Origin of the sequence: Flavobacterium zepuense (assembly GCF_007097145.1) — a bacterium.
In the GTDB taxonomy this organism is placed as follows: domain Bacteria; phylum Bacteroidota; class Bacteroidia; order Flavobacteriales; family Flavobacteriaceae; genus Flavobacterium; species Flavobacterium zepuense.
Map to the genome: position 1 here is coordinate 114387 of NZ_VJVZ01000005.1, position 22854 is coordinate 137240.

Here is a 22854-nt window from a genome sequence, read left to right on the forward strand (position 1 = left end):
CTGTTTTATAACCTTATAACAGTTATGTTTTTAAATACCCTACCTAATGTTGTCAATTTGTTTTCTAAGTTCCTGCAGGGCACCATGTATACGTTTCTCTACCGCCTTAACGCTAATGCCTAATATCTCGGCAATTTCATGGTATTTCTTGCCGTCTATACGATGTAAAAGAAAAGCGCTGCGCTGTGCCTCACTTAAGCCCGCAATAGCATTTTGAAGCCTTACCTTAAACTGTTCCTCCTCCATAATAAACTCCGGGCTTTGGCTGTCGGTATGGCTGTGGTTGCCTTTTTTGCTGTACTCCAGCACCACCTTTTGGTGGGCTATCTGGTTAAGGGTGGTGTTGTTTGCTACGGTATATAAAAACGATTTGGCTTTTTCCGGCGGTACGCTGGCACAGTTTTCCCATAGCTTTATAAAAGCCTCCTGGGTAACATCTTCGGCCTGCTCTTCGTTACCAAACTTATAGTACAGGTAATTGCGGAGGGATTTTGCATGGCTCCTGAAAAAATTAGCGAACGTAAGTTCTTCGCAAATGCCTGTAGGGATATCCTTCTTCATTATGGCTTGTAAAAAGGCTGTTAAATTATAAATTTTTTTGATTGCAAAGCTTCAAAGCTATTTATTTTAATGAAGTTTGATAAAACGCTGATTTTATATTTAGATTTAAGGGGTGTTTTGTTAAAATACTAAACCGTTTTCGCTAAATACTAAATCATAACATATCTTTGCTCAATTATAATAAAAATACAATTTAATATTGTTTTTTTTGCATCAGGAAAATACGGTATTCAAATGCCAATTAAAAAAACAAAAACCTAACTTAACATCATGAAAAAATTAAATTTATTAGTAGCAGGCCTGGTTTGCTTTGCAACATTATCATGTTCAGACGACGATAAAACATCTGAAGTTGATAACACAAACATTACAGCTGTTGAAGATGCCATGCAATCGGGCTCATGGAAAATCACATCGTTTATTGAAGAAGGTAACGATGAAACTACCCATTTTGCCGGATATAATTTTACGTTTTCTGAAAATGGCGCCCTTAGGGCTGCAGACGGAACCACAACGATAAACGGAACATGGAGTGTAACACATAGTGATGACAGCAGCGATGATGACGATAGCAGCAGCCATGACGTAGATTTTAATATTGCTTTTGCAAACCCCGCTGAATTTACTGAGTTAAGCGATGATTGGGATATACTGGAGCGCAACGGCAATACCCTTAAACTTATAGATGTTAGCGGTGGTAACGGCGGCACTGATTATCTTACGTTTACAAAAAATTAAAGGTAACTATATACTATTTTACATTCAAACCGCTGATAAGGCGGTTTTTGTTTATGCAGATATGTTACTGGGTGTAAATTTATTGTATTAACTCAAATGAGGTAATTTCCTCGATTAGTTTTAGCCTTGAACTTGGAACTAACTTACCTTTTATCTTTACCATTCCACCATATTTGCCATGAGCATTGTAAGCAGTATTGTAGTCATCGGCATTTAAAATAGCTTTACATTTGACAGCCTCATTATCCAACGTTGACCACGAATGGGAAAAAATAAATGGCCGAGTGTAAAATTATATATACTTACCAAATTAAAAATTAAGGTAGGGTTTTTTAATACATAACTGTTTTAATAAACAGAATGAAAGATATTCCCCTGCTATGGGATAACAATATTTTGAAAAAGAAAACTCCCCTACATGCATTTAAGCCGGCTTTACGAGTCGGCTTTTTTTTATTTTTTATTTTAAGGTAGGGTATTTTAAAAGTGGTTTGTTATTATAGCATCAATCATCATATCAAACAATGAAGAGTTATATTAAAATAGCGATTTACATCCTGCTCGCATCATTTATTACGATTGCCTGCCAGGACGATTCGGTTACCGAGAATAATAACGATGCTCTTGGGCCCACATCGCAGCTTACCGCTATTTTAACAGCCCTTACAGCAAATGAATCTACCGAAATTAACGTAATAGACAGCACGGCCTGCTTTAATATTAAACTTCCGGTTGGCGTGGTTGCTAACGGGCAGCAAATTACGGTGTCATCTGAAAATGATTATGCTGCTGTTGAAGCCGTTTTTAACCAAAGTAATGATGATATAGATCAGCTTACTTATGTTTATCCTATTACGGTAGTGTATGCAAACTACAGTGAGTTTGAGGTTGGCAGTGAGCAGGAATACAATACCATATTAAATGCCTGTAACTTTAACCCGCAATATATTAGCAGCAATTGTGTGGCTATTAACTTCCCCATAACGGTATTTGGCTACAACAGTGGTTTCCAGATGGAAAACACCTACGAGCTTACCACTGATGCCGAGCTGTATAACATACTGCTTAACCTTTCGGCTAACGAATATTATGCAATAAGTTACCCTATTACGCTTACTTTAAATGGCCAGCAAATGATTACGGTAAACAGCAATACAGAGTTAGAGCAGGCTATTGTAAATGGCGTAACTAACTGTAGCAACGAACCAACTGAACCTGTTGGGTGCCAAAACCCCGGAGTGCTTACACAAGACCTTGTAATATATATGCCGTTTAGCAATAATGTGTACGACCTTAAAGGCGCTGCCGTTACCGCTCCGGCCGATACTACTTTTGTAGCTGACAGGAATAACAATGCTAAATGCGCCATTTCGTTTAACGGAAGCCAATCACTTCAGATAGCATCTACCGCAGCAAATGCATTAGTAGATGGTGATGAGTTAAGCATAAGCCTTTGGTTCAGGATGCAAAATACTGTAGGCGGCGATTTTGAAGCTCTGTTCTCGAAAAGCAATAACAATGCGGCAGGATTTTATTTAGCGGTATATGATGGTAATACACCAATGTTTGGCTTAACCCCAAATGCTCCCCAGTACAACCAAATATGGGATGATAACTGGAACCAGGACCCTGATTTATGGCAGGATACTACCAACTGGCACCATCTTGTTATTACCCTTAATGTTAATTACGAGGCTAAATTGTACCGCGACGGTATTTTACAAAATACAGAGGCACTTATTAACGGTGCTATAGGAACTGATGCTTTGGCATATTTTATTGGGCAGGACTTTACGGGGTACCTGGATGACCTTAGGGTGTATAAAAAGGTACTCTCGGCTACAGAGGTGCAAACCCTCTTTGAGCTGGAAGGCGACTGCAATACGTGTTTAGAATAGTTGTGTTTTTTTAAATATTCAAGTTTTTTTCCCAGAAAACCGGCTCTTTCCCAAGCCGGTTTTTATTTTTTAAATTTTTTACATTTCCCACGCAACCTTTTTATTTTCCTCCGACTAATAATAAATGACCTTAGAAATATAGTCATCAGTACACTAAAGTATAGTTGTGTTTTTTTTAAATATTCAAGTTTTCCTAAAAACCGGTCCCTCATCTGGCCGGTTTTTAAAAATGTTTTTCTTTATGTGTTAAGCATTATTGGTTAGAATGCTTAAATGTGTGTTATAAATTACCGGTCCCTCATCTGGCCGGTTTTTTTGTACAAAATTTTTACAAATAAAATCACTCTGTAAAGTAGGGTTTATAAGGCTTTACATGTTTATTGTAAAAATGGGTAACCCGGGAAATGTTTATAATGGCCAATTATATTGCATTTTTTAACCGGACCTTTTTTATAGTATTATATAGGTTTAAATTAGCTCCTTAACGGGAGCTGATTTTTTTATAGGGCTAACCCTCTAACTTCAAAATCAAATTCTTAAATTTGCACCTCTATAAAAAAGAAACCATAAATTATGTTTGATAATTTAAGCGATAAATTAGATAAGGCTTTTCACATCCTTAAAGGGCACGGAAAGATAACCGATGTAAACGTTGCCGACACCCTTAAAGAGGTGCGCCGCGCTTTACTTGATGCCGACGTTAACTTTAAGATTGCTAAAGACTTTACTACCCGCGTTAGGGATAAGGCCATAGGCGAAAATGTACTTACAACCCTGCAGCCGGGCCAACTTATGGTTAAGATCGTTAAAGACGAACTTACAGAGCTTATGGGTGGCGATGCTGCCGGCATAAACCTAAGCGGTACCCCAACGGTAATACTAATGTCGGGTTTACAGGGATCGGGTAAAACAACCTTCTCCGGTAAGCTTGCCAATTACCTTAAAACTAAAAAGAATAAAAAGCCATTATTGGTAGCATGTGATATTTACCGCCCAGCGGCTATAAATCAGCTGCACGTAGTGGGTGGTCAGATAGGTGTAGAGGTATATAGCGAAGAAGGCAACCGCAACCCGGTAGAAATTGCCCAGAATGCTATTAAGCACGCCAAGGCTAACGGCTTTAACGTGGTTATTGTAGATACCGCCGGCCGTTTAGCGGTAGATGAGGAAATGATGAACGAGATCGCTAACGTTCATAAAGCTATTGAGCCGCAGGAAACCCTGTTTGTTGTAGATGCCATGACAGGTCAGGATGCTGTTAATACTGCTAAAGCGTTTAACGACAGGCTTGATTTTGACGGTGTTATACTTACCAAACTTGATGGTGATACCCGTGGTGGTGCCGCTATTACCATTAAATCGGTTGTAAACAAGCCAATTAAATTTGTGGGTACGGGCGAAAAGATGGAAGCTATAGATGTTTTCTATCCGGCACGTATGGCAGAGCGTATTCTTGGTATGGGCGACGTGGTATCGTTAGTAGAACGTGCACAGGAGCAGTATGACGAAGAAGAGGCGCGCAAACTACAAAAGAAGATTGCCAAGAACGAATTTGGTTTTGATGATTTTCTTAGCCAGATACAGCAGGTTAAAAAAATGGGTAACATGAAAGACCTTGTAGGCATGATACCTGGCGCAGGTAAAGCGTTAAAAGATGTAGAGATAGAAGATGATGCCTTTAAGCATATTGAGGCTATAATACACTCTATGACGCCTGCAGAGCGTAGCAAACCGGCCGTGCTTGATGCTAAACGTAAAACAAGGATAGCAAAAGGTAGCGGTACATCAATCCAGCAGGTTAACCAGTTGCTTAAGCAGTTTGACCAAATGAGTAAAATGATGAAGATGATGCAGGGTGGCGCAGGCAAAAACCTTATGAGGATGATGGGTGGCATGAAAGGGATGAAACCGTAAATTTTAGTTTTATTTGTTTAAGGTTTCAGGTTTCAAGTTGTTCACTCTGTCCCTTAACCATTTATAACTAATAGTTTATAATATAAAAACTACTAACATAAAGTTTTTCACGTACTTGGGGTAACCTGAAACCTGAAACTTTAAACCTGAAACGAAAGATGAAGTTATTAGACGGAAAAAAAGTCTCGGAAGACATTAAAGTCGAACTTGCCGAGATCGTAAATAAAATGAAGGCCAATGGCGAAAAGGTGCCTCACCTTGCCGCGGTTATTGTGGGTAACGATGGCGCAAGCCTTACCTATGTGGGCAGCAAAGTAAAAGCCTGTGAGCGTATAGGTTTTGAGAGTACGCTTATAAAACTGCCAAGCACAATATCGGAGCTGGAGCTGCTTCAAAAAATCGAAGAGCTAAACCAAAATGATGATATTGATGGTTTTATAGTTCAGCTGCCATTGCCTAAACAAATAGATGAGCAAAAAGTACTAATGGCTATAGATCCAAGTAAGGATGTGGATGGTTTTCACCCGGAGAACTTTGGTAAAATGGCGCTGGATATGACAACGTTTATACCGGCTACACCCTTTGGCATCTTAGAGCTTTTAGAACGTTATAATGTAGAAACTGCTGGTAAACATACCGTAGTTATAGGCCGTAGCCACATTGTGGGCCGCCCTATGAGCATATTAATGGGCCGCAAGGGTTTTCCCGGTAACAGTACCGTTACGCTTACACACAGCCACACAAAGAATATTAGCCAGATAACTACCCAGGCCGATATTATTATCACTGCCCTTGGTGTACCTAATTACCTTAAAGCCGAAATGGTTAAGGATGATGTTGTGGTGATAGATGTGGGTATTACCCGTGTTGCCGATGACACAACCGAAAAAGGTTACCGCATTACAGGCGACGTTGATTTTGAGAACGTGAGCAAAAAAGCATCATTCATTACCCCGGTTCCCGGTGGTGTTGGGCCTATGACGATTGCCATGCTGCTTAAAAATACCCTCCTTGCCCGCGAAATGAGAAAAGCGAAACAATAAGCTTATCCTGATATAAATACAAATCCCGACTGTGAAAGCAGTCGGGATTTTTTGTTATTCCATCTTTTCGAAACCTTTTTTCTAAGTAGCCCTCGCTAACGCGAGCCTCTTGGCTCGTGCCGCTAATTAATATTCACGAGCGAGACGCTCGCGCCAGCAAAAGCATCTAAAATCATCTCCAAACAAAAAATCCTCTTCAAGCAAGGCTTTCATATACAATCAAAACTGTTTAATCATTATCAATCTTATAGCCCAGTTTTACCATACTTTCAATAGTAAGGGTAAACGCCTTTTTAGAGAGGCCAAGAGGCAGCTTGGGCTTAAGGTGGGCCACCTCGGTTTTAGAGTCGGCGTCATACACATAGGCATCAACCTGGTAGCGTACGTTCTCAGTAGGGTTGTATATAGTATTGCCGGCTTCTATATCAGTGTCTTTAGTTATTTTTATCATCTTTTAAAGGTAATGTAAATAATTGTAAACTAATAAGATAATGGTGTTTACTGGTGTTATACATAAAAAAAGCCCTTCCGTTTTAGCGGAAGGGCTTCAAAGTAATTAAAAAGTGGAGTAGCCTCTCTTAGTGCAAGAGTTTACGGTTATTTCTTAACTATTTTCTCTACGGTGGTACCCGTATTAAGGAAATAAACTCCCGGTGCCAGTGCCGATAGGTTCATGGTGAACTCAGTTGCGCCCTGTGTGTTGTTAGCCTGCATTAGCTGTTTGCCAAAAATATCGGTCAGCACAAAAGTTTGACCCTGGTTAGCGCCTGCAATGGTAAGGATATCATTAACCGGGTTAGGGAAAATGCTTAAAGCAAGGCCGCTTTCTGCCTCTTCCTGCTCTTTATCTATCATGCCAAATTTACCCGTGCGCTCACAAAATTTCTCGCAGTTAATATTGTCCAGGTATACGGTACCAAAGTCTTTGCTGGCACCGCAATCGGTTACTACAAACTCCAGTTTAAGTTCTTTGCCTATGTAATCTTTAGGAACAATAAGGGTTTGGCAATGCCAGTCGGTATATAAAATTTCTCCCCCTGTTGTAGAGTCGTTTGTAAGGGCAAAAATTGGGTCGGTATTATCAAGTTTAAGGCAGTAGGATGCAATTACGTTGTTGGCAAGGTCTAAAATGCGCGCCGTAAAGAACGGTTCGGTATCAGGGTCACCCTGATGTGAGTTTTGCCCCGAAAACGCAAAATTAAAGCTCACAAAACCCGATTGTGATGCAAAGTACTGCCACATAGAAGTAATGTCGGCATTACCATCGTTAACGTTAAGTTTAATAGCGAATTTTTTTTCGTACACCCTTTGTACAAATGCAGGTGGCGAGCAGGTTACCAGGTAAGGGTCTAACCCCTCGCTAACAATGGTACCATGCGGATACACAAAATCATTGGGAACGTTAGAAAGTACAGTAGTGCCAAAAGAAGGATCTTCGGTATCTACAGCACAACCGATAATACTAAAAGACTGCGATCTTTTTTTAAAGTTCCATCCGGCAATACCGCTTTCCAGGTCGCCGTTGTAAATACACTGGCCAAAGGCCGTAACAGATGATAGTGCCGCGACTATCACAGAAAAGTAAATTTTTTTCATGAGAATAAAAATTAAGGTTTATAAAAGGTGATTGGTTACAAAGCATAGATATCCCCGGCCATAATTAAACAGCAAAAAATACAAAGCATAGTTAGCCTGTTAAGCTAAAAAATCATGCTAAGGCAATAGTGGCAGGAAATAAATAGTTATGGAAGTAAACGGAGGTGCTTTCGCAAATAAATCGGGTAGATTTTGCGGTGTCATAAGTAGTAGGTTTTTAATAGTTGGTTTTATAAAAATACTAAATTTATTAACACTAAAAATTTGCGATAAGAAATACTAATAATTGTAAGATGCTGAAATTGATAGTTTTGTGAGGTTATTTTATATAATGCAGTAGATCTTTAAATAATTAATAAAATAATGCCATAAACCGCAGTATAAATTACGGAATTATTTCTTAAAATTTATAGGTATTTAAAATGTAACTATTTAATTATCATAGGTATAACATTAATGTTTACCGGCTTTAAGGATGTGGTGGCTATAAAAAAAAGTCCTTCCGGTAAAGAAAGGACTTTGATAATTGTTATGGCCAAAATTTAGAATTTGTAACCAACAGATAGCTGAAACACGCCGTTTCTAACTTTGCTATCGCCATCTTTTCCTATTTTGCTTATACCTGCTACATAACGGGCTTCAAAAAATACTCCAATAGGCAGGTCGTATCCTGCACCACCTACAAGTGCAAAATCTACCTTGTTAGAATAATCTTTAAGATCAAGAGTTTCACTATAACTTTCACCCGTGCTCGCAGAACCTGTACTTTCAACATCTGCCTTTAAAAGGTAGCTTACCTGAGGGCCGGCATGAAGGCTAAGCCCTTCTATAATATAATATTTAGCAACAACGGGTAATGCTAAATAATCAAACTTGCCTTTTTCTTCAAGCCTGTACGATATTCCGGATACTGAGCCTGACTCTTCAAACCTTGTTCCCTGTTGTGAATACAATAATTCCGGCTGGATAGAGAAATTTTCAGAAAGTTTAAACTCAGCTACAAAACCGGCATTAAATCCGGTACGTGATTTTGAGCCCTCAACATCGCCTGTAAAATTTGCAAAGTTTACACCAGCCTTTACGCCAAGTTTAGTTTCTTGTGCTTTTGCTGTAAAACCAATTGCCAACAACATTGCGGCTGATAGAATAATTTTTTTCATGTGTAAATTGTTTTATTGTTGAGCGGCAAAAGTAGTTATTTACATGTATTGTTATATATACCCATTATTAGGTGTTTTTTATCTTATTACTATGTTTTAGTGTCACTAAGCAGTTAAGTTGCCTAAAGGTGCTTTCGCAGAATTTTAGTACCTTCCCGCCTCCAAAAAAATCTATTTAAATATCCACAATGAAAAAAATCGCATTACTTATTACCCTGATTACTATTTCGGCTAATGCACAGGTGTATCCAACTATTGGCATGGTTAAAAGCTACGATGCTTCTTTTGATAAAATACTTAGCCCCAATGCAAAAATAGAAGTTATTGTTACAGGCCTTGTTTGGGCTGAGGGCCCTGCCTGGGTTAAAAACGGCAATTACCTACTATTTAGCGATGCCCCACAAAATACCATTTTTAAGTGGGAGCCTAAAGAGGGGGTAAAGCCTTTTCTAAAACCGTCGGGTTACACAGGCCTTGGACAGTATAGCGATGAACCGGGCAGTAACGGACTCCTGATTAACAAAGATGGCGAACTGGTGGCCTGCGAGCATGGCGACCGCCGTATCTCTAAAATGAATATGACCCTTGGCGGAAAACTTAGTATTGCCGACCGCTATCAAGGCAAACCTTTTAATTCGCCTAACGATATTTGCCAGCACAGCAACGGCACTTACTTTTTTACCGATCCGCCGTACGGGCTGCCCGGCCGCGAAGGCGATACTGTCAACAGGCAAATTGAGCAAAATGGTGTGTATAGTGTTGCTCCTGATGGCAAGGTTGTTATGATAGAAGCCAATTTAAAGCGCCCTAACGGCATTGCGCTATCGCCTGATGAAAGTATGTTATATGTATGCCAGTCCGACGGTTCTGCGCCTTATATTATGTCTTATCCGGTTAAGAAAGATGGTACGGTAGGGAAGGGCAGTATATTTTTTGATTTCAGCAAAGCAGGGTCGGGGCTTAACAAGGCTGCCGCCGATGGTATGAAGATTGATGCTGCGGGAAATATTTATGCAGGTGCAGCTCAGGGTATCGTAGTTATTTCGCCAAAAGGAAAGGTGCTGGGTAAAATAGAAACCGGTGTGCCAACCTCTAACTGTGCTTTTGGTGCCGATGGCTATTTGTACATAACAGCCCATCATTATGTTTGCCGCATACAGTTGCTTAAATAAGAGTTCACATTCTTTATAATACAAAACCCCGGAGCGAAACTCCGGGGTTTATTTTGCTCCCACCACAACGAGGGAACAGAAAACATAACACTTTTAACTTCTACTACTAAGATACCGGTGTTATTGCTTAATTATTTTAACCCTTTTGGTTGCACCTTCGGCGTGTACGCTAAGCAGGTACGCACCCGATGCAAGGTTCTCAAGGTTAATTTCGGTATTGGTTCCGTTAACAGCCTGGCGTAGTACCAGCTGGCCTGTAACGTTAAATAGTTCAACACTATCAATACTGGCCGAATTGTCAATTTTTATGCTGTGTGTAGCTGGGTTGGGGTAGGCTGAAAATCCTTTAAAAGTAACATCTCCTATACCGCTTGTAGGCTCTTCCTCAGTCGTAAATTCGGTAATGGTCCAGTCACTCCACATAGGGCCGCAAGATGAACGTGTAAACACATAATACGTCGTGTCCGGTAAAAGCTCATCAAGGTTTACGATTAGTGCAGGGATAAATTCACCCGCAGTAGGAGGGGTGTTTGTTGTGCCAACATAATATTGGTAAACGTTTACCGGAGAGTTACCCGTCGTCGGAACCTCCCAGGTTACGGTAGCCGTTGTTGTGGTAATACCGGTAACGGTTACGTTAGACGTAACGCCACAAATACTTTCTTCTATAGCAATATTATCTACATATAAGCTGCCTTGTTCTGAGCCGCTATGAGCGTTAAAACCAAAGTAATAAACGCCGCTTACTGCTACATTATAGTAATTGATCTCGTTAGTTACTAATGTACCGCCTGTAACTACATGTTCGGCAATTGGGGCATCGCCAATAACATACGCCTGGTTAGGGCTGCTGGCTATGGCTACTTTTAAATTCTCTGTAGTACCTGCACTATCATTGCCGTAGCTGTATGATATTTTATATAAAGTACCTGCCGTTAACTGTACACCCTGTGTAAAGAACCAAGCATTGGCAACTTCGTCACTTGGCTGGTAGTGTAATGCGTTTGTTGTAAAGCCGTTGCCCGGAGCTGCCGAAGTAATCCAGTTATTGCCAGTTTCTGCCGTAACTATTGTAGTACATGCCGGTATTGCCGGTACGGTAGCTGCATCAAAATTTTGGAAGTAAGGTACCGTGGTAGCCTCGCAAGCCGGTGTGGTAAAGCTAACCATAGCCGACCACGCGCCTGTTACCGGGCCGCAAATGCCTTTTACATAAAAGTAATAGGTTGTACCGGGAGTAAGGCTGTTAAGGCCAATAAGCGGTGCCGCCACAAAGCTTTCTGTTTCAGGAAGTGCTCCTGTGGTGTTGTATGCGTACAGGTAGCCTACAACCGGACTTCCGTTGGCAACCCACGATACCGTTGCGCTATCAGTATCAATATTGGTAACTGATAGGTTTTGGGGGTCGCTGCACGTCCACTCTTCAATTACAATGTTATCAACTAATAAATTACCTTGAGATGCTGCGCTGTTGGCATGAAAGCCAAAGTAATAGATACCTGCGGTTGCAACCGAGAAAGGATTAGCAGAGCCAAATACTGCCGATGTTCCACCGGTAATGGCTTCTAATGTAGCTATAGCCGATGTTACCGATGCAGGGTTAGGCGTTGTGCCTAATGTAACCTGTAGGCCTTCGGTAGTGGTGGCGCTGTTGTTGCCATACTTATAGCTTATTTTATAATAGGTGTTTGCCGCAAGTTGTATGCCTTGTGTAAAGAACCATGCATTTGCAGCTGCTGAGGTACCTATATATTGTAAAGCGTTGTTATCAAATCCATTGCCCGGTGCAGCTGCTGTAGCCCATTGTCCGCTCTCTGTAACCGGCGCTACCGATGTACAAGCAGGTAGTGCGGGCACTGTAGCCGATTCAAAATTCTGCGTATACGGAATCGTAGTTGCATCGCAGGTGCCCGTTGTAAAGGCAATGCTATCGCTCCAGTCGCCCATTACGGGGCCGCAAATACCTTTTATAAAAAAGTAGTATGTAGTGCCGGGTGTAAGGTTGGTAAGGTTTACACTTGTACCGGCAGCAAAAGCCTGATCGGCAGGTGTTTCATTAGTAGTATTATAAGCATACAGGTAGCCCACTACGGGGTTGCCCTGCGCCGTCCAGCTAACAGTAGCGGTTGTAGTACCTGCATTGGTAACCGCAATATTTTGAGGGTCGCTGCACGTCCACGGTTCAATTATAATATCATCTACGTAAATATTGCCCTGGCCTGTAGCGCTGTATGCGTTAACACCAAAATAGTAAATGCCTGTTTCGCCAATAGAAAAGGCTGTTTGCCCAACAAAATTGGCTGCGGTACCTCCGGTTACAGCGGGGTGGTCGCTTAGTACATTAGTAGCAGCCGCTACGGTTGGGCTGCTGCCTAAAGTAAATTTAAGGCTCTCTGTAGTATCGGCACTATTATTACCGTATTTGTAGCTTATTCTGTAATAAGCACCTGCTGTTAACTGAACGCCTTTCGTAAAAAACCAGGCATTTGCTGCTGAGGTAGTACCGGTATATTGCAACGCGTTATTGGTAAATCCGTTACCGGGATTGTTAGCAGTTACCCAGTTATTACCCAATCCTGCATTTACAAGTGTAGAACATGTAGGTAATGCCGGAGCAGTTACATCTTCAAAATCTAAAGTGTAGGGTATCGTAACTGTGTCACAGGCGGGAGGTGTGGTAAAACTAACCGACTCTGCCCATTCGCCTGTAAGCGGCCCGCACTGGCTTTTTACAAATACATAATACGTAGTTCCCGGTAACAGGTCTTCAAGGTTTGTAGTAAGGCCTGTAACGTATGGCCCACCCGTAGGGACTTCGTTAGTAGTGTTGGCAATACAAAAATAGCCGAAACTGTTATTTTCTGCCGCGTCTGCCCAGGTAACCGTAGCACCTGTTTGCGTAATGTTACTTACAGTAATGTTTTGGGGCTCGTTACATGTCCAAGGTTCAATTTTAAAATCGTCTATATAAATGTTGCCCTGGCTTGCCGCGCTGGTAGCGTTAAAGCCAAAATAGTATACACCGGTAGTGCCTACGCTAAAAAGATTGGTAGTTGCATTGTGTATAACACCATCGTTAAGGTTGCTTACCGTAGCATACGTAGTTGCCGCTGCCGAAGTTGCTGCGGTACCGTAAGTGGCCACAAAACTCTCTGTAGTGCCGGTGCCGCTATTGGCATATTTGTAGGTTATTTTATAGTATGAACCTGCTGTAAGGTTAATACCACGGGTAAAAAACCATGAGTTTGCCGCCATAGGGCTGCTTGTATATTTTAGGGCGTTGCCGGAAAAACCCTCTACCGGGTTGCTACCGTTTTGCCAAAAATTAGGAAAGCCATCTGATGAAGCAATAGTACAATTGGGTACAAATAATCCCGATTCAAAGTCGAGGTAATACGGCGGATCTGTGGGGCCGCACTCCTGTGCAGTAACCTTTACGATTGCTAAAAGGAGGACAAAAAGCAGTTGAGTAAATTTTTTCATGTAACAATAATTTAAAAATGGTTCAATAGAGTTATTAATCGATTAATAACAAGACGGCAACATTACATAAAAAATTGTGCTAAATGTTTATAATGTGCTGATATTGTGTTGAATAAAAAGTGACGTTTTTAAATAATATTGGCGACACCCTTTATTTAAGTAGTTGATCTTTATAAGGATATATGAAATTGGTGTTAATTTAATTTTATGAATTTATAAACATTATTTTTCTTACAAAAAGGTGTTTATACTACATGAATTTAAGAAATGTATTTTTCGAGCCCGGGAAATAAAAAAGCCCCATGCATAACGCATAGGGCTTTTTGGGTATTCAGGTTAGTTTAAGTTAGAAATCGGTAGATGTGCTTGAGGCTTTCCACGTATCTATCTCATTGTTTAGGAACGCTATTTTTTGGTTGGCCAAAGCAACCGCATCGCTACCTAAAAAGAAGTATAATGGAGCATCAGGTGCATCGGCTGCCTTAATGATCTCGGCTACACCTTTAACAGGGTCGCCAGCCTGGTTACCATTTATTTGCTCTTCATGTGCTTTTTGCGAATCGCGTGTAGACTGGTAAGCATCTATAGGGTTTTTAGGCGTTGCTATAGAACCTGCATCAAGGAAACTGGTCCTGAAATAGCCCGGTAACACCACGGTTACCTTAATCCCTAAGTCTTTGGTTTCTGCGGCAAGCGACTCTGAGAACCCGGCAACGGCAAATTTAGTAGAGCAGTAGATGCCAAAGCCTGGGAAGTTACCTGTAAACCCACCAATAGATGAGATGTTAAAAATGTGTCCCGACTTTTGCTCACGTAAATGTGGCAACGCATGACGGATAACGTTAAGCGATCCAAACACGTTAACTTCAAAGTTTTGGCGTGCTTCGGCATCGCTAAGTTCTTCAATGGCACCTATAAGTCCGTAGCCCGCATTGTTAACCACTACATCCAGCCTGCCAAATTTTGCAACAGTAGCCTCTATGGCCTTAGCTACGCTTTGTTCATCGGTAAGGTTAACTTCTAATGAAAGCAGGTTGTTATGGGTTCCGGCGGCCTTTTCAAGGTCGGTTATGCTGCGCGATGTAGCGGCAACATTATCGCCTTTTGCCAATAATTGTTTAATAAACTCTAAACCAAAACCTTTAGAGGCTCCGGTAATAAACCATGTTTTATTTGCACTCATGATAGTTGAAAATTTAAATTAATAATCTGTTGATAATGTGATGTTTTTGTTTGATTCTATTTCGTTGGTAAGCTTTTCAATCTGTGCCGTTGCCCTGTTGTAGGCATCGGTACCTAAAAATAACTGTACGGGAGGGTTAGGGTTAAAACCTAACTCAATCATGCGTGCAGCGGCTTTTTCGGGGTCGCCACCCTGTGCTCCATTCATTTTAAGGTATTTGGCGTGCGATTCCCTTATGGCTGTGTAAGCGGGTATGGGGTTTTTAGGCAAGGCAAGCGACTCCTCGGTTAGAAAACTGGTACGGAAACCACCCGGCGAAACCACCGTAGCATGGATGCCCAAGGAGCGTACATCATCAGCCAACGCCTGCGTTAAGCCTGTGACTGCGAACTTAGTAGCGGCATACGGAGCCCAGCCGCTTGCCGGGGTAAAGCCTGCAATAGATGATATATTAATAATGTGGCCACTTTGCTGCTGCCTCATTACCGGTAGTGCATGGCGAATAGTATTAACGGTGCCAAACACGTTGATATCAAAGGCATTGCGAATTTCTGTATCAGTAACTTCTTCAAGGCTGCCGCCGATGCCGTAGCCCGCATTGTTTATCAATACATCCAATCGGCCAAAGGCAGCTAAAGTTGCTGTAATGGCTTCATTTACAGAGGTGTCATCGCCAAGGTTGGCGTATAAGGACAGGAAATTGGCCTGTGCGCCACCTACCGCGTTAATAAGTTCTTGTGTATTGCGGGATGTTGCCGCAACCTTTTGATTTGCAGCAAGTAGTTGCTTAATAATGGCAAGCCCAAGCCCTTTTGAAGCCCCGGTTACAAACCAGGTTTTTTGAATTTGATTTTGCATAATTGTAGTGTTTTTATTACAGTACAAAGATACAATGACAGATTTAGAGCTAAATTACGCCAAGCAAACGATTAATTGCGCAAATCAAACATTTCTAAACATGGACGGGGTTTTAGTGGTAAATCGCTTAAAGAAGTTATTAAAATGGGCTGCTTCTTCAAAGCCAAGGCTGTTGCTTATTTCAGATACATTCCAGTCGGTGTGTTTAAGGAGTGCTTTGGCTTCGGCAAGGAGGCGTTCGCTAATTAAGGCGGTAGTGGTTTTGCCTGTAGTGTTTTTTACGGCACGGTTAAGGTGGTTAACGTGTACCGAAAGATTCTCCGCAAAATCAGCCGCCGACCGCATTGTAAAACGTTGCACCGGCGTTTCTATAGGAAACTGCCTTTCTAACAGCTCATTAAAAACCGACGTAATGCGCGCATTGGCATTAGGATGGCTATACAGGTTAACAGCTGGCTCCGTTTTTAAAGCCATGTGAATCATCTCTGTAAGGTAGCTGTGCAGCAGGTCGTATTTAAAGGTATAGTCAGAATTTATCTCGGCTATCATCTTCTCAAACAGCACACCCATAGCATCTTCCTGCTCCTGGTTTAAGGTATATGACGGTTTACCACCAATGGCAAACATGGGCAGTTCGGCAAGCACAGTACGCGACTTCTCGGTAAAGAAAGCCGGCGTAAAAATGCAAAAGTACCCTTTAGTATCGCCCGATAAAGACTCCCACGTGTACGGCACCTGCGGGTTAAAGAAAATCAGCGAAGTACCCTCTACCTCAATACTTTTATCGGCATAATGGTAGCGGTTGGCGCCTTTAATAAGGGTAATTTTATAATAGTCCCTGCGGGCATAGCGCACGGGGCTGCCGTGCAGGCAGTCTTCCAGCCTGAAAACATTAAAGTGGCCCACGCCGCTGTTAAGGTTAGGAGGTACCGATGCGGTTTTTTCCCTGTAAAATTCTTCAAGGCTTTGCGTTTCCATAATCAGGTCATTGTAAAATTCAAACAAAGGTAAAAAATGTGTTTTATAATAACAAATGCCATTTAGTCTATTTTTGGGCTTAATATTTCACTTTTGGATTTTGAAATGCCATTTTTTAGCCTTAAAAATGCTCTATACTGTAAGTAAAATCTTTATTTATTGCCTTTTTTTCTTTAATATTTCACTTTTGGATTCTGAAATTGGTTTTGCTTGTTTGGTTACTAAAATTATGCATTCCTAAACAGTATGGTTATGTAGGCGCCGATTGTTTTTTATGTAGGAAAATGCAGGTTTACCATTCGTCCTCAAAAAACAACCATTCGTCATAAATTCTATTTGCGTAATTAATTAATGTGATACTTTTGACTCAACAAATAACCAACCAATCTAAAACACAAAAATTATGGTAACTGTATTCGTTTATGTCGTTAAGTTCGTTGTTTCTACAATAAGCTTGCTGTTGTTTTAAACACATCGTTTATCTTTTTATACAAATCATCAATCAAAATCCAATCATCAAGTGTTTACAACGGCCACCGTTTAGCATAGCATTATCAATCATCAATCAAAAAAAGAATAAAGGTTGCAAACAGGATTCATCACCCCAATGCAGCAAACACATTTTACGTACTTTTTGAGTTAGTGCGTTGCCGGGCAATACTCATGTTGCCCGGTTTTTTTTACTATACTATGACATTACTAAATAAACCGAAATACATTTTTCTAAGCTTTTTGGGCTTCGTACTTTATGTGATCTTTACGCTGTCTTTAGATAAGATATCAATGAAGATGAACATGCCCGATGACCCCTTGCGCGCAAAAATTGTTACTTATTTTATATACGAAGGCCTGGCGTGTGGTGCACTGGCCTGGTTGCTTTCTTTTATCATCCTGTTTTTTTACGAAAAATGGATCGACTTTGCCAACCTTAAAAAGCTGTCGGTTTATAAAATGGTAGTAGTGTTTAGCCTTACCCAGATGCTGTACAGCTTTTTAATATGGCCCATTTTATTTGCTATACACAGGCATCGCATAGGCGAAGGTTTTGAATTCTCGTTTGCGCAAAAGCTTACCAATGTACCCTACTTTACGGTTATATTTTTACTGTGGATATTTAGTATTACGGCATACAAAGTGTATAACTACGTTAACGTGGTTAAAATTAACCAGATAGCGTTAGAGTCTAACCTGCGCGAATCGCAGTTAAACACGTTAAAGGGGCAAATAAACCCGCATTTTATGTTTAACAGCCTTAACAATATACGCGGACTGATACTGGAAGATGCTACCCGTGCCCGGGATATTATAACCCGCCTTAGCGAAATGCTGCGCTACAGCCTTACCAAGAACAATGTAAATACCATATCTATTAAGGAGGAACTGCAAACGGTAGATAATTACATAGAGATCTCTAAAATTCAGTTTGAGGAGCGCCTCCAGTTTAGCATGAGCGTAAACCCCGAAACGCTTAACGTTGCCATACCACCCATGATCATGCAAATGCTGGTAGAAAATGCCGTTAAGCATGGTATAGGCACTATTAAGGAAGGCGGACAGATTAACCTTGTGGTAAATACTACTGTAAACATACTTACTATTTTAGTGCAAAATTCGGGCAGCCTGAGCATCCACGAGGGTACCACGAGGCTGGGGCTGGAAAATATCAAAAAACGCCTCTCGCTAATTTATGGCGACAGGGCAAGCTTTACCCTGCAGGAAAATGGTAATTTTGTTGAAGCTAAAATAAGCATACCGGTATGAGTGTGATTAAAGTTATTATTGTAGAAGATTCCCGCCTGGCACGCAACGAACTTAAGGAGCTTATTAAAAAACATCCGCAGCTGGAAGTTATTGGCGAGGCCGAAAACGTGGATATTGCCTACCAGATGATTACCGATAAGCGGCCGGACCTGATATTTTTAGATATTAACATGCCGGGCAAGAACGGTTTTGAGCTGCTGGAAATGCTGGAGGAAGTGCCCATTACGGTATTTACCACTGCGTTTGATGAGTATGCCATAAAATCGTTTGAATATAATGCGCTCGATTACCTGCTTAAGCCAATTAACGAAAAGCGCTTTGCCGATGCGGTAGATAAAGTTCAGGTTAAAGTAGCCACCGCCGCCCGCGATGCCATTGTTATTGAATACCTTAACGAGAACAGCCAGATATTTATTAAGGATGGCGAAAAGTGCTGGTTGGTAAAAATAGGCGAGGTGTTTTTGTTTGAAATTGTGGGTAACTACACCCGCGTGTATTTTAAAGACTGTAAGCCACTTATATACAAATCGCTTAACCAGATAGAGGAGCGCCTGCCACAGCACCTTTTCTTTAGGGCCAACAGGCAGCAGGTTATTAACCTGCAATACATTAAAAGCGTAGACAACTGGTTTAACGGCAAGCTAAAAGCCACCATGCAAAACGGCAGCGAAATTGAAATTTCCCGCAGGCAGTCGGCTTTGTTTAAGGATATGTTGAGTTTGTAGGGTAATAAATAAGCTGTCTCAATTTGTGGTAATTAGATTTCTCGTTCCTGAGAATAGCACACAGCATGTCATTTTGAGCGTAGCGCAGCGGAGTCGAAAAATCCCTATGAATGATAAAGATTCCTGTTCTTTAGAATAACATACTATGCTCTTAAATAACTTTTGAAACAGCTTTTCTAATGCTTATTAAGGATTGATTTTTCTCATTTCAGATTCTAACTCATTTATCTGCCCCTGCCAGATAGTAACTTGTTCTTCAGCTGCACTTATTTGTCTATGCCTTTCGCCCGAACTGCGTAGCAATTTAAACGCTGTCGCATCGTTTAATTGTCTTTTTGCTTTGTCCAGATTTTGATAAGCTACGATCAGTTGGTCTGAGATTTCAGTAATCCTTTTTTGACGGGCTATTTCTTTTTCTCTTATTATTCGCTCTTTCTCAATTCTTTCCTGTTCAGCAATTCTTTCATTTTGTTCCTTTATAGCTTGTTCCTGTTCTTTAAGTTTCTCATTATAGCTATTTAGTTGTTCTTCTTTTTGCGCTTCTTCGTTGTTGTAACTGCTAAAAGCACTAATGCAAATTATGAATGCGATACCTAAAACGCAGTACATAAAAATATTTTTTCTGATACCAAGAATTTTCGACGGTTCATCTTCGTCATATTGGCTTGGTGCAGTATACTGTATTTGTGGTATCGGTTGCGGCGGTGGCGATGTTGCCACTACCTTATGAATAGGTGGCGGAATTGCCTTAAATAAAGATTTCAGGTCTTCAATGGTGTTGGCTTTTTGCCAGTCTGTAAGGCCTTCAAACCAAATCATGGTTTCAGCAGTAATTTTGTGCTGCTGTAATTCGTCTGTTGTTAATGGCCCAACTTGTTGGTCATCAAGGTAAATGTAATATTGTTTCATATTGGTATTTTGTTGGTTGCACCAAACCTACAAACAATTTGTTAAAATTCCTTACGGTTTTCCGTAAACATCTAAAATTTAAATAATTCGCAACGGTTTATATTTCAAAACCCTGTCCGTTTCCAATTCCACAATATTTCCTTAACTTTGATGCTTACCAATAAAACAATATCGTCAGTACAATGTCCAGTATAATCCAGTTACTTCCAGACCACGTTGCCAACCAGATAGCTGCCGGAGAGGTGGTGCAAAGGCCGGCTTCTGTAGTAAAAGAACTGCTGGAAAATGCCGTTGATGCGGGCAGTACCGAGATTAAGCTCATTGTAAAAGATGCCGGTAAAACCCTTGTTCAGGTTATAGATAACGGCAAGGGCATGAGCGTTACCGATAGCCGCCTGTGCTTTGAGCGCCACGCTACCAGTAAGATACGCCATGCCGAAGATCTTTTTGCCCTGCATACCAAAGGCTTTAGGGGAGAGGCGCTGGCATCTATAGCGGCTATTGCCCATGTAGAGCTTAAAACCCGACAGGATCAGGACGAGCTGGGTACCCACCTTATTATAGAGGGCAGTAAGTTTACCAGCCAGGAAGTGGCGGTGCTGCCCAGGGGCACATCGTTCTCGGTTAAAAACCTGTTCTTTAATATCCCTGCGCGCCGTAACTTCTTAAAAAGCGATACGGTAGAGTTCCGCCATATAATCGATGAGTTTGAGCGTGTGGCATTGGCACACCCGTCCATCAGTTTTTTACTGTACCATAACGGGTCAGAAATGTTTAACCTGCCCCACGGCAACACCCGCCAGCGTGTGGTAAATGTTTTTGGAGGCCGTACCAACGAAAAGTTAGTGCCCGTTAAGGAAACCACCGATATTGTTAGCATTACCGGTTTTGTGGCCAAACCCGAGTTTGCCAAGAAAAACAGAGGGGAGCAGTTCTTTTTTGTAAACAACCGTTTTATAAAGAGCGGTTACCTGCACCATGCCGTTATGGCAGCATACGAGGGACTGCTTAAAGATGGCTGCCAGCCGGGGTATTACCTGTACCTGGAGGTGCCGCCGCATACTATTGATATTAACATTCACCCTACAAAGACCGAGATTAAGTTTGACGATGAGCATGCGCTGTACGCTATACTCCGCTCGTCTATAAAGCATGCGCTGGGCCAGTTTAATGTGGCCCCGGTGTTAGATTTCGACAGGGATTCTAACCTTGATACGCCTTATAATTATGAAGCACGCGAGGCGGTTATGCCCAGTGTTCATGTAGACCGTAGTTTTAACCCATTCACGGCTGATGATAAGCCTATAAGGGCGTCATCGGTATCGGCATTTGCCACACCGGGGCCGTCTTTTAGGAAATCAGAGCGCCAGGCAACATGGGAGAGCCTTTACACCGGCATTAACACTGCCACAGAAGAGATTGCCGAGATGAATTTTGAATCGGAAGAGGTTACTGGTTCGCTTTTTAATGATAACGAGGTGGAGCAGGCGGTATACAAAACCTACCAGATCCATAAAAAATATATTGTAAGCCCCATAAAATCGGGCATGGTAATAATCGACCAGAAACGTGCGCACCAGCGTGTATTGTACGAACAGTTTTTGCGCAATATAACGGTTCAGCATGCCGCAAGCCAGCAGTTGTTATTTCCGTTACAATTGCACTACAACCAGGGCGAACTGGAGCTGATACGCGAAATGCAGGATGCACTGGTTAACACCGGTTTTGTTTTTGCCGAGTTTAACCACGACCATATTGTGGTATCCGGCTTGCCGGTAAACGTTGCCGAAAGTGAGGTCTCAATATTGCTGGAAGAGCTTTTAAACGACCTGCAGCAGGAGGTACCCGATAGTAGTTTTAGCCAAAGTGACAGCATTGCAAAGTCTATGGCACGAAGTTTGGCGGTAAAAACAGGAACCCTGCTTACCGAAAAGGAACAGGAAAATATGGTGAACGCACTTTTTGCCTGCAAAGAGCCCGATGTTTCGCCTTTTAATAAACCAACTTTCATTACCGTGAGTGTGGAAGACCTTGATAAACGCTTTGCTATATGATGCGAATAACCGAAACTGTTAAGCAGTTAATTATTATAAATATTATCTTTTTTGTTGGGAGCTGGATAGTGGGTCAGCCGGCTGTTGATATTTTGGCTTTGCATGCCCCACAAAACGATAAATTCCAGTTTTGGCAACTTATAACCCACATGTTTATGCATGGCGGTATTATGCATATTGCATTTAATATGTTTGCTCTTTTCTCTTTTGGCGGACTGCTTGAACAAATGTGGGGGGCTAAAAAGTTTATCTTCTTTTATGTTTCCTGTGGATTAGGATCGGCAGCCTTGCATTTAGGTGTAAATTATTTTGAAATGCAGCACGTACTTGCGGATGCGGTCAATCTTAATTTGAGTCACGATACATTACATCAAATACTTAATGTTGATTTCAGCGATGGTACTTATTTTAGAGGCGACCTATTCCAGGCACAAATAGAGCCTATTTTGGCAAAAGCAGGAAAAATCAACCTTGTAAATGATAATCCGGGGAGTATTCAAAGCCTCTACAATGCAGCTGCAATTACACAATCACCTATGCTTGGTGCATCTGGGGCAATTTACGGGCTGCTTGTTGCGTTTGCTTTTATGTTTCCCGAAGCTCCTTTAATGCTTATGTTCATACCATTCCCAATCAAGGCGAAATATTTTGTGCCGGGCGTACTGGCGATAGATTTATTCCTGGGTTTAAAAGGCCAGTCGATATTTGGTTTTGGCAGTGATGGCGTTGCGCATTTTGCCCACCTTGGGGGTGCTTTGCTGGGTTTTATCATGATGTGGTACTGGAAGAAAAACGCATTTAACAACAACCGCTGGAATTAA

Annotated in this window: 18 protein-coding genes; 9 read left to right on the forward strand and 9 right to left on the reverse strand. The window is 41.4% G+C overall.

The features are described 5' to 3' along the window. Positions 1–39: 39 nt before the first annotated feature. Entirely contained in the window at positions 40–561 is a 522-nt protein-coding gene (locus FMM05_RS09330) for an RNA polymerase sigma factor (protein ID WP_143373103.1), read from the reverse strand. 270 nt (positions 562–831) lie between these two features. On the opposite strand from FMM05_RS09330, the gene FMM05_RS09335 reads away from it, so the two are divergent. From FMM05_RS09335 to FMM05_RS09350, 4 genes are all read left to right on the forward strand, one after another. Continuing rightward, entirely contained in the window at positions 832–1299 is a 468-nt protein-coding gene (locus FMM05_RS09335) for a hypothetical protein (protein WP_185965546.1), read from the forward strand. Positions 1300–1823: 524 nt separating this feature from the next. After that, a complete protein-coding gene (locus FMM05_RS09340) occupies positions 1824–3197 on the forward strand; it encodes a LamG domain-containing protein (protein ID WP_143373104.1) in 1374 nt (457 codons plus the stop codon). A 573-nt stretch (positions 3198–3770) separates the two neighbouring features. Further along, complete coding sequence (gene ffh / locus FMM05_RS09345) at positions 3771–5111, forward strand: signal recognition particle protein (protein WP_143373105.1); 1341 nt, start codon at positions 3771–3773, stop codon at positions 5109–5111. Positions 5112–5269: 158 nt separating this feature from the next. Next, positions 5270–6154, forward strand: a complete 885-nt coding sequence (locus FMM05_RS09350; protein ID WP_143373106.1) for a bifunctional 5,10-methylenetetrahydrofolate dehydrogenase/5,10-methenyltetrahydrofolate cyclohydrolase — start codon at positions 5270–5272, stop codon at positions 6152–6154. Between the two features lie 229 nt (positions 6155–6383). Here FMM05_RS09350 and FMM05_RS09355 read toward each other — a convergent pair whose 3' ends face one another. From FMM05_RS09355 to FMM05_RS09365, 3 genes are all read right to left on the reverse strand, one after another. Beyond that, the gene (locus tag FMM05_RS09355) at positions 6384–6605 is read right to left on the reverse strand and encodes a hypothetical protein (RefSeq protein ID WP_143373107.1); all 222 of its coding nucleotides are present in this window, start codon (positions 6603–6605) and stop codon (positions 6384–6386) included. Between the two features lie 146 nt (positions 6606–6751). Continuing rightward, positions 6752–7750 (reverse strand): T9SS type A sorting domain-containing protein, encoded by a 999-nt coding sequence (locus FMM05_RS09360; RefSeq protein WP_143373108.1) that lies wholly within the window; start codon positions 7748–7750, stop codon positions 6752–6754. Positions 7751–8292: 542 nt separating this feature from the next. Further along, on the reverse strand, positions 8293–8910 hold the full coding sequence (locus FMM05_RS09365) for a porin family protein (protein WP_143373109.1): 618 nt from the start codon (positions 8908–8910) through the stop codon (positions 8293–8295). Positions 8911–9098: 188 nt separating this feature from the next. Between FMM05_RS09365 and FMM05_RS09370 the strand changes: the two genes are divergently transcribed. After that, positions 9099–10082: an SMP-30/gluconolactonase/LRE family protein gene (locus FMM05_RS09370; protein ID WP_143373110.1), complete on the forward strand. Its 984-nt coding sequence runs from the start codon at positions 9099–9101 to the stop codon at positions 10080–10082. Positions 10083–10202: 120 nt separating this feature from the next. Here the strand turns inward: FMM05_RS09370 and FMM05_RS09375 are convergent, their stop codons facing one another. The 4 genes from FMM05_RS09375 to FMM05_RS09390 all read right to left on the reverse strand — a co-directional run bounded on the left by FMM05_RS09375 (position 10203) and on the right by FMM05_RS09390 (position 16584). Continuing rightward, positions 10203–13565, reverse strand: coding sequence for a fibronectin type III domain-containing protein (locus tag FMM05_RS09375; protein WP_143373111.1), 3363 nt, complete (start codon positions 13563–13565; stop codon positions 10203–10205). A gap of 346 nt (positions 13566–13911) precedes the next feature. Beyond that, entirely contained in the window at positions 13912–14748 is an 837-nt protein-coding gene (locus tag FMM05_RS09380) for an SDR family NAD(P)-dependent oxidoreductase (protein ID WP_143373112.1), read from the reverse strand. An 18-nt stretch (positions 14749–14766) separates the two neighbouring features. Next, positions 14767–15606, reverse strand: a complete 840-nt coding sequence (locus FMM05_RS09385; protein ID WP_143373113.1) for an SDR family oxidoreductase — start codon at positions 15604–15606, stop codon at positions 14767–14769. Positions 15607–15690: 84 nt separating this feature from the next. Then, the gene (locus tag FMM05_RS09390; RefSeq protein WP_221932259.1) at positions 15691–16584 is read right to left on the reverse strand and encodes an AraC family transcriptional regulator; all 894 of its coding nucleotides are present in this window, start codon (positions 16582–16584) and stop codon (positions 15691–15693) included. Between the two features lie 690 nt (positions 16585–17274). Here FMM05_RS09390 and FMM05_RS09395 point away from each other — a divergent pair. Both FMM05_RS09395 and FMM05_RS09400 read left to right on the forward strand, forming a co-directional pair. Further along, positions 17275–18345, forward strand: coding sequence for a sensor histidine kinase (locus FMM05_RS09395; RefSeq protein ID WP_143373114.1), 1071 nt, complete (start codon positions 17275–17277; stop codon positions 18343–18345). Further along, entirely contained in the window at positions 18342–19070 is a 729-nt protein-coding gene (locus FMM05_RS09400; RefSeq protein WP_143373115.1) for a LytR/AlgR family response regulator transcription factor, read from the forward strand. Before FMM05_RS09395 ends, FMM05_RS09400 begins: the two co-directional genes overlap by 4 nt. Positions 19071–19256: 186 nt before the next feature. Here the strand turns inward: FMM05_RS09400 and FMM05_RS09405 are convergent, their stop codons facing one another. Then, complete coding sequence (locus FMM05_RS09405) at positions 19257–19979, reverse strand: GYF domain-containing protein (protein ID WP_143373116.1); 723 nt, start codon at positions 19977–19979, stop codon at positions 19257–19259. Positions 19980–20161: 182 nt separating this feature from the next. Here FMM05_RS09405 and mutL point away from each other — a divergent pair, with 182 nt between their 5' ends. Together mutL and FMM05_RS09415 are read left to right on the forward strand one after the other, a co-directional pair. Then, positions 20162–22033: a DNA mismatch repair endonuclease MutL gene (mutL, locus tag FMM05_RS09410; RefSeq protein ID WP_143373117.1), complete on the forward strand. Its 1872-nt coding sequence runs from the start codon at positions 20162–20164 to the stop codon at positions 22031–22033. Continuing rightward, positions 22030–22854 carry a rhomboid family intramembrane serine protease gene (locus FMM05_RS09415; protein ID WP_143373118.1) on the forward strand — a complete coding sequence of 275 codons (825 nt, stop codon included), beginning with the start codon at positions 22030–22032 and terminating at the stop codon, positions 22852–22854. Before mutL ends, FMM05_RS09415 begins: the two co-directional genes overlap by 4 nt.

Excerpts from the sequence above, each read along its gene's own strand:
- FMM05_RS09330 (WP_143373103.1), bottom strand. The coding sequence starts at position 561 with ATGAAGAAGGATATCCCTACAGGCATTTGCGAAGAACTTACGTTCGCT.
- FMM05_RS09335 (WP_185965546.1), top strand. The coding sequence starts at position 832 with ATGAAAAAATTAAATTTATTAGTAGCAGGCCTGGTTTGCTTTGCAACA.
- FMM05_RS09340 (WP_143373104.1), top strand. The coding sequence starts at position 1,824 with ATGAAGAGTTATATTAAAATAGCGATTTACATCCTGCTCGCATCATTT.
- ffh (WP_143373105.1), top strand. The coding sequence starts at position 3,771 with ATGTTTGATAATTTAAGCGATAAATTAGATAAGGCTTTTCACATCCTT.
- FMM05_RS09350 (WP_143373106.1), top strand. The coding sequence starts at position 5,270 with ATGAAGTTATTAGACGGAAAAAAAGTCTCGGAAGACATTAAAGTCGAA.
- FMM05_RS09355 (WP_143373107.1), bottom strand. The coding sequence starts at position 6,605 with ATGATAAAAATAACTAAAGACACTGATATAGAAGCCGGCAATACTATA.
- FMM05_RS09360 (WP_143373108.1), bottom strand. The coding sequence starts at position 7,750 with ATGAAAAAAATTTACTTTTCTGTGATAGTCGCGGCACTATCATCTGTT.
- FMM05_RS09365 (WP_143373109.1), bottom strand. The coding sequence starts at position 8,910 with ATGAAAAAAATTATTCTATCAGCCGCAATGTTGTTGGCAATTGGTTTT.
- FMM05_RS09370 (WP_143373110.1), top strand. The coding sequence starts at position 9,099 with ATGAAAAAAATCGCATTACTTATTACCCTGATTACTATTTCGGCTAAT.
- FMM05_RS09375 (WP_143373111.1), bottom strand. The coding sequence starts at position 13,565 with ATGAAAAAATTTACTCAACTGCTTTTTGTCCTCCTTTTAGCAATCGTA.
- FMM05_RS09380 (WP_143373112.1), bottom strand. The coding sequence starts at position 14,748 with ATGAGTGCAAATAAAACATGGTTTATTACCGGAGCCTCTAAAGGTTTT.
- FMM05_RS09385 (WP_143373113.1), bottom strand. The coding sequence starts at position 15,606 with ATGCAAAATCAAATTCAAAAAACCTGGTTTGTAACCGGGGCTTCAAAA.
- FMM05_RS09390 (WP_221932259.1), bottom strand. The coding sequence starts at position 16,584 with ATGGAAACGCAAAGCCTTGAAGAATTTTACAGGGAAAAAACCGCATCG.
- FMM05_RS09395 (WP_143373114.1), top strand. The coding sequence starts at position 17,275 with ATGACATTACTAAATAAACCGAAATACATTTTTCTAAGCTTTTTGGGC.
- FMM05_RS09400 (WP_143373115.1), top strand. The coding sequence starts at position 18,342 with ATGAGTGTGATTAAAGTTATTATTGTAGAAGATTCCCGCCTGGCACGC.
- FMM05_RS09405 (WP_143373116.1), bottom strand. The coding sequence starts at position 19,979 with ATGAAACAATATTACATTTACCTTGATGACCAACAAGTTGGGCCATTA.
- mutL (WP_143373117.1), top strand. The coding sequence starts at position 20,162 with ATGTCCAGTATAATCCAGTTACTTCCAGACCACGTTGCCAACCAGATA.
- FMM05_RS09415 (WP_143373118.1), top strand. The coding sequence starts at position 22,030 with ATGATGCGAATAACCGAAACTGTTAAGCAGTTAATTATTATAAATATT.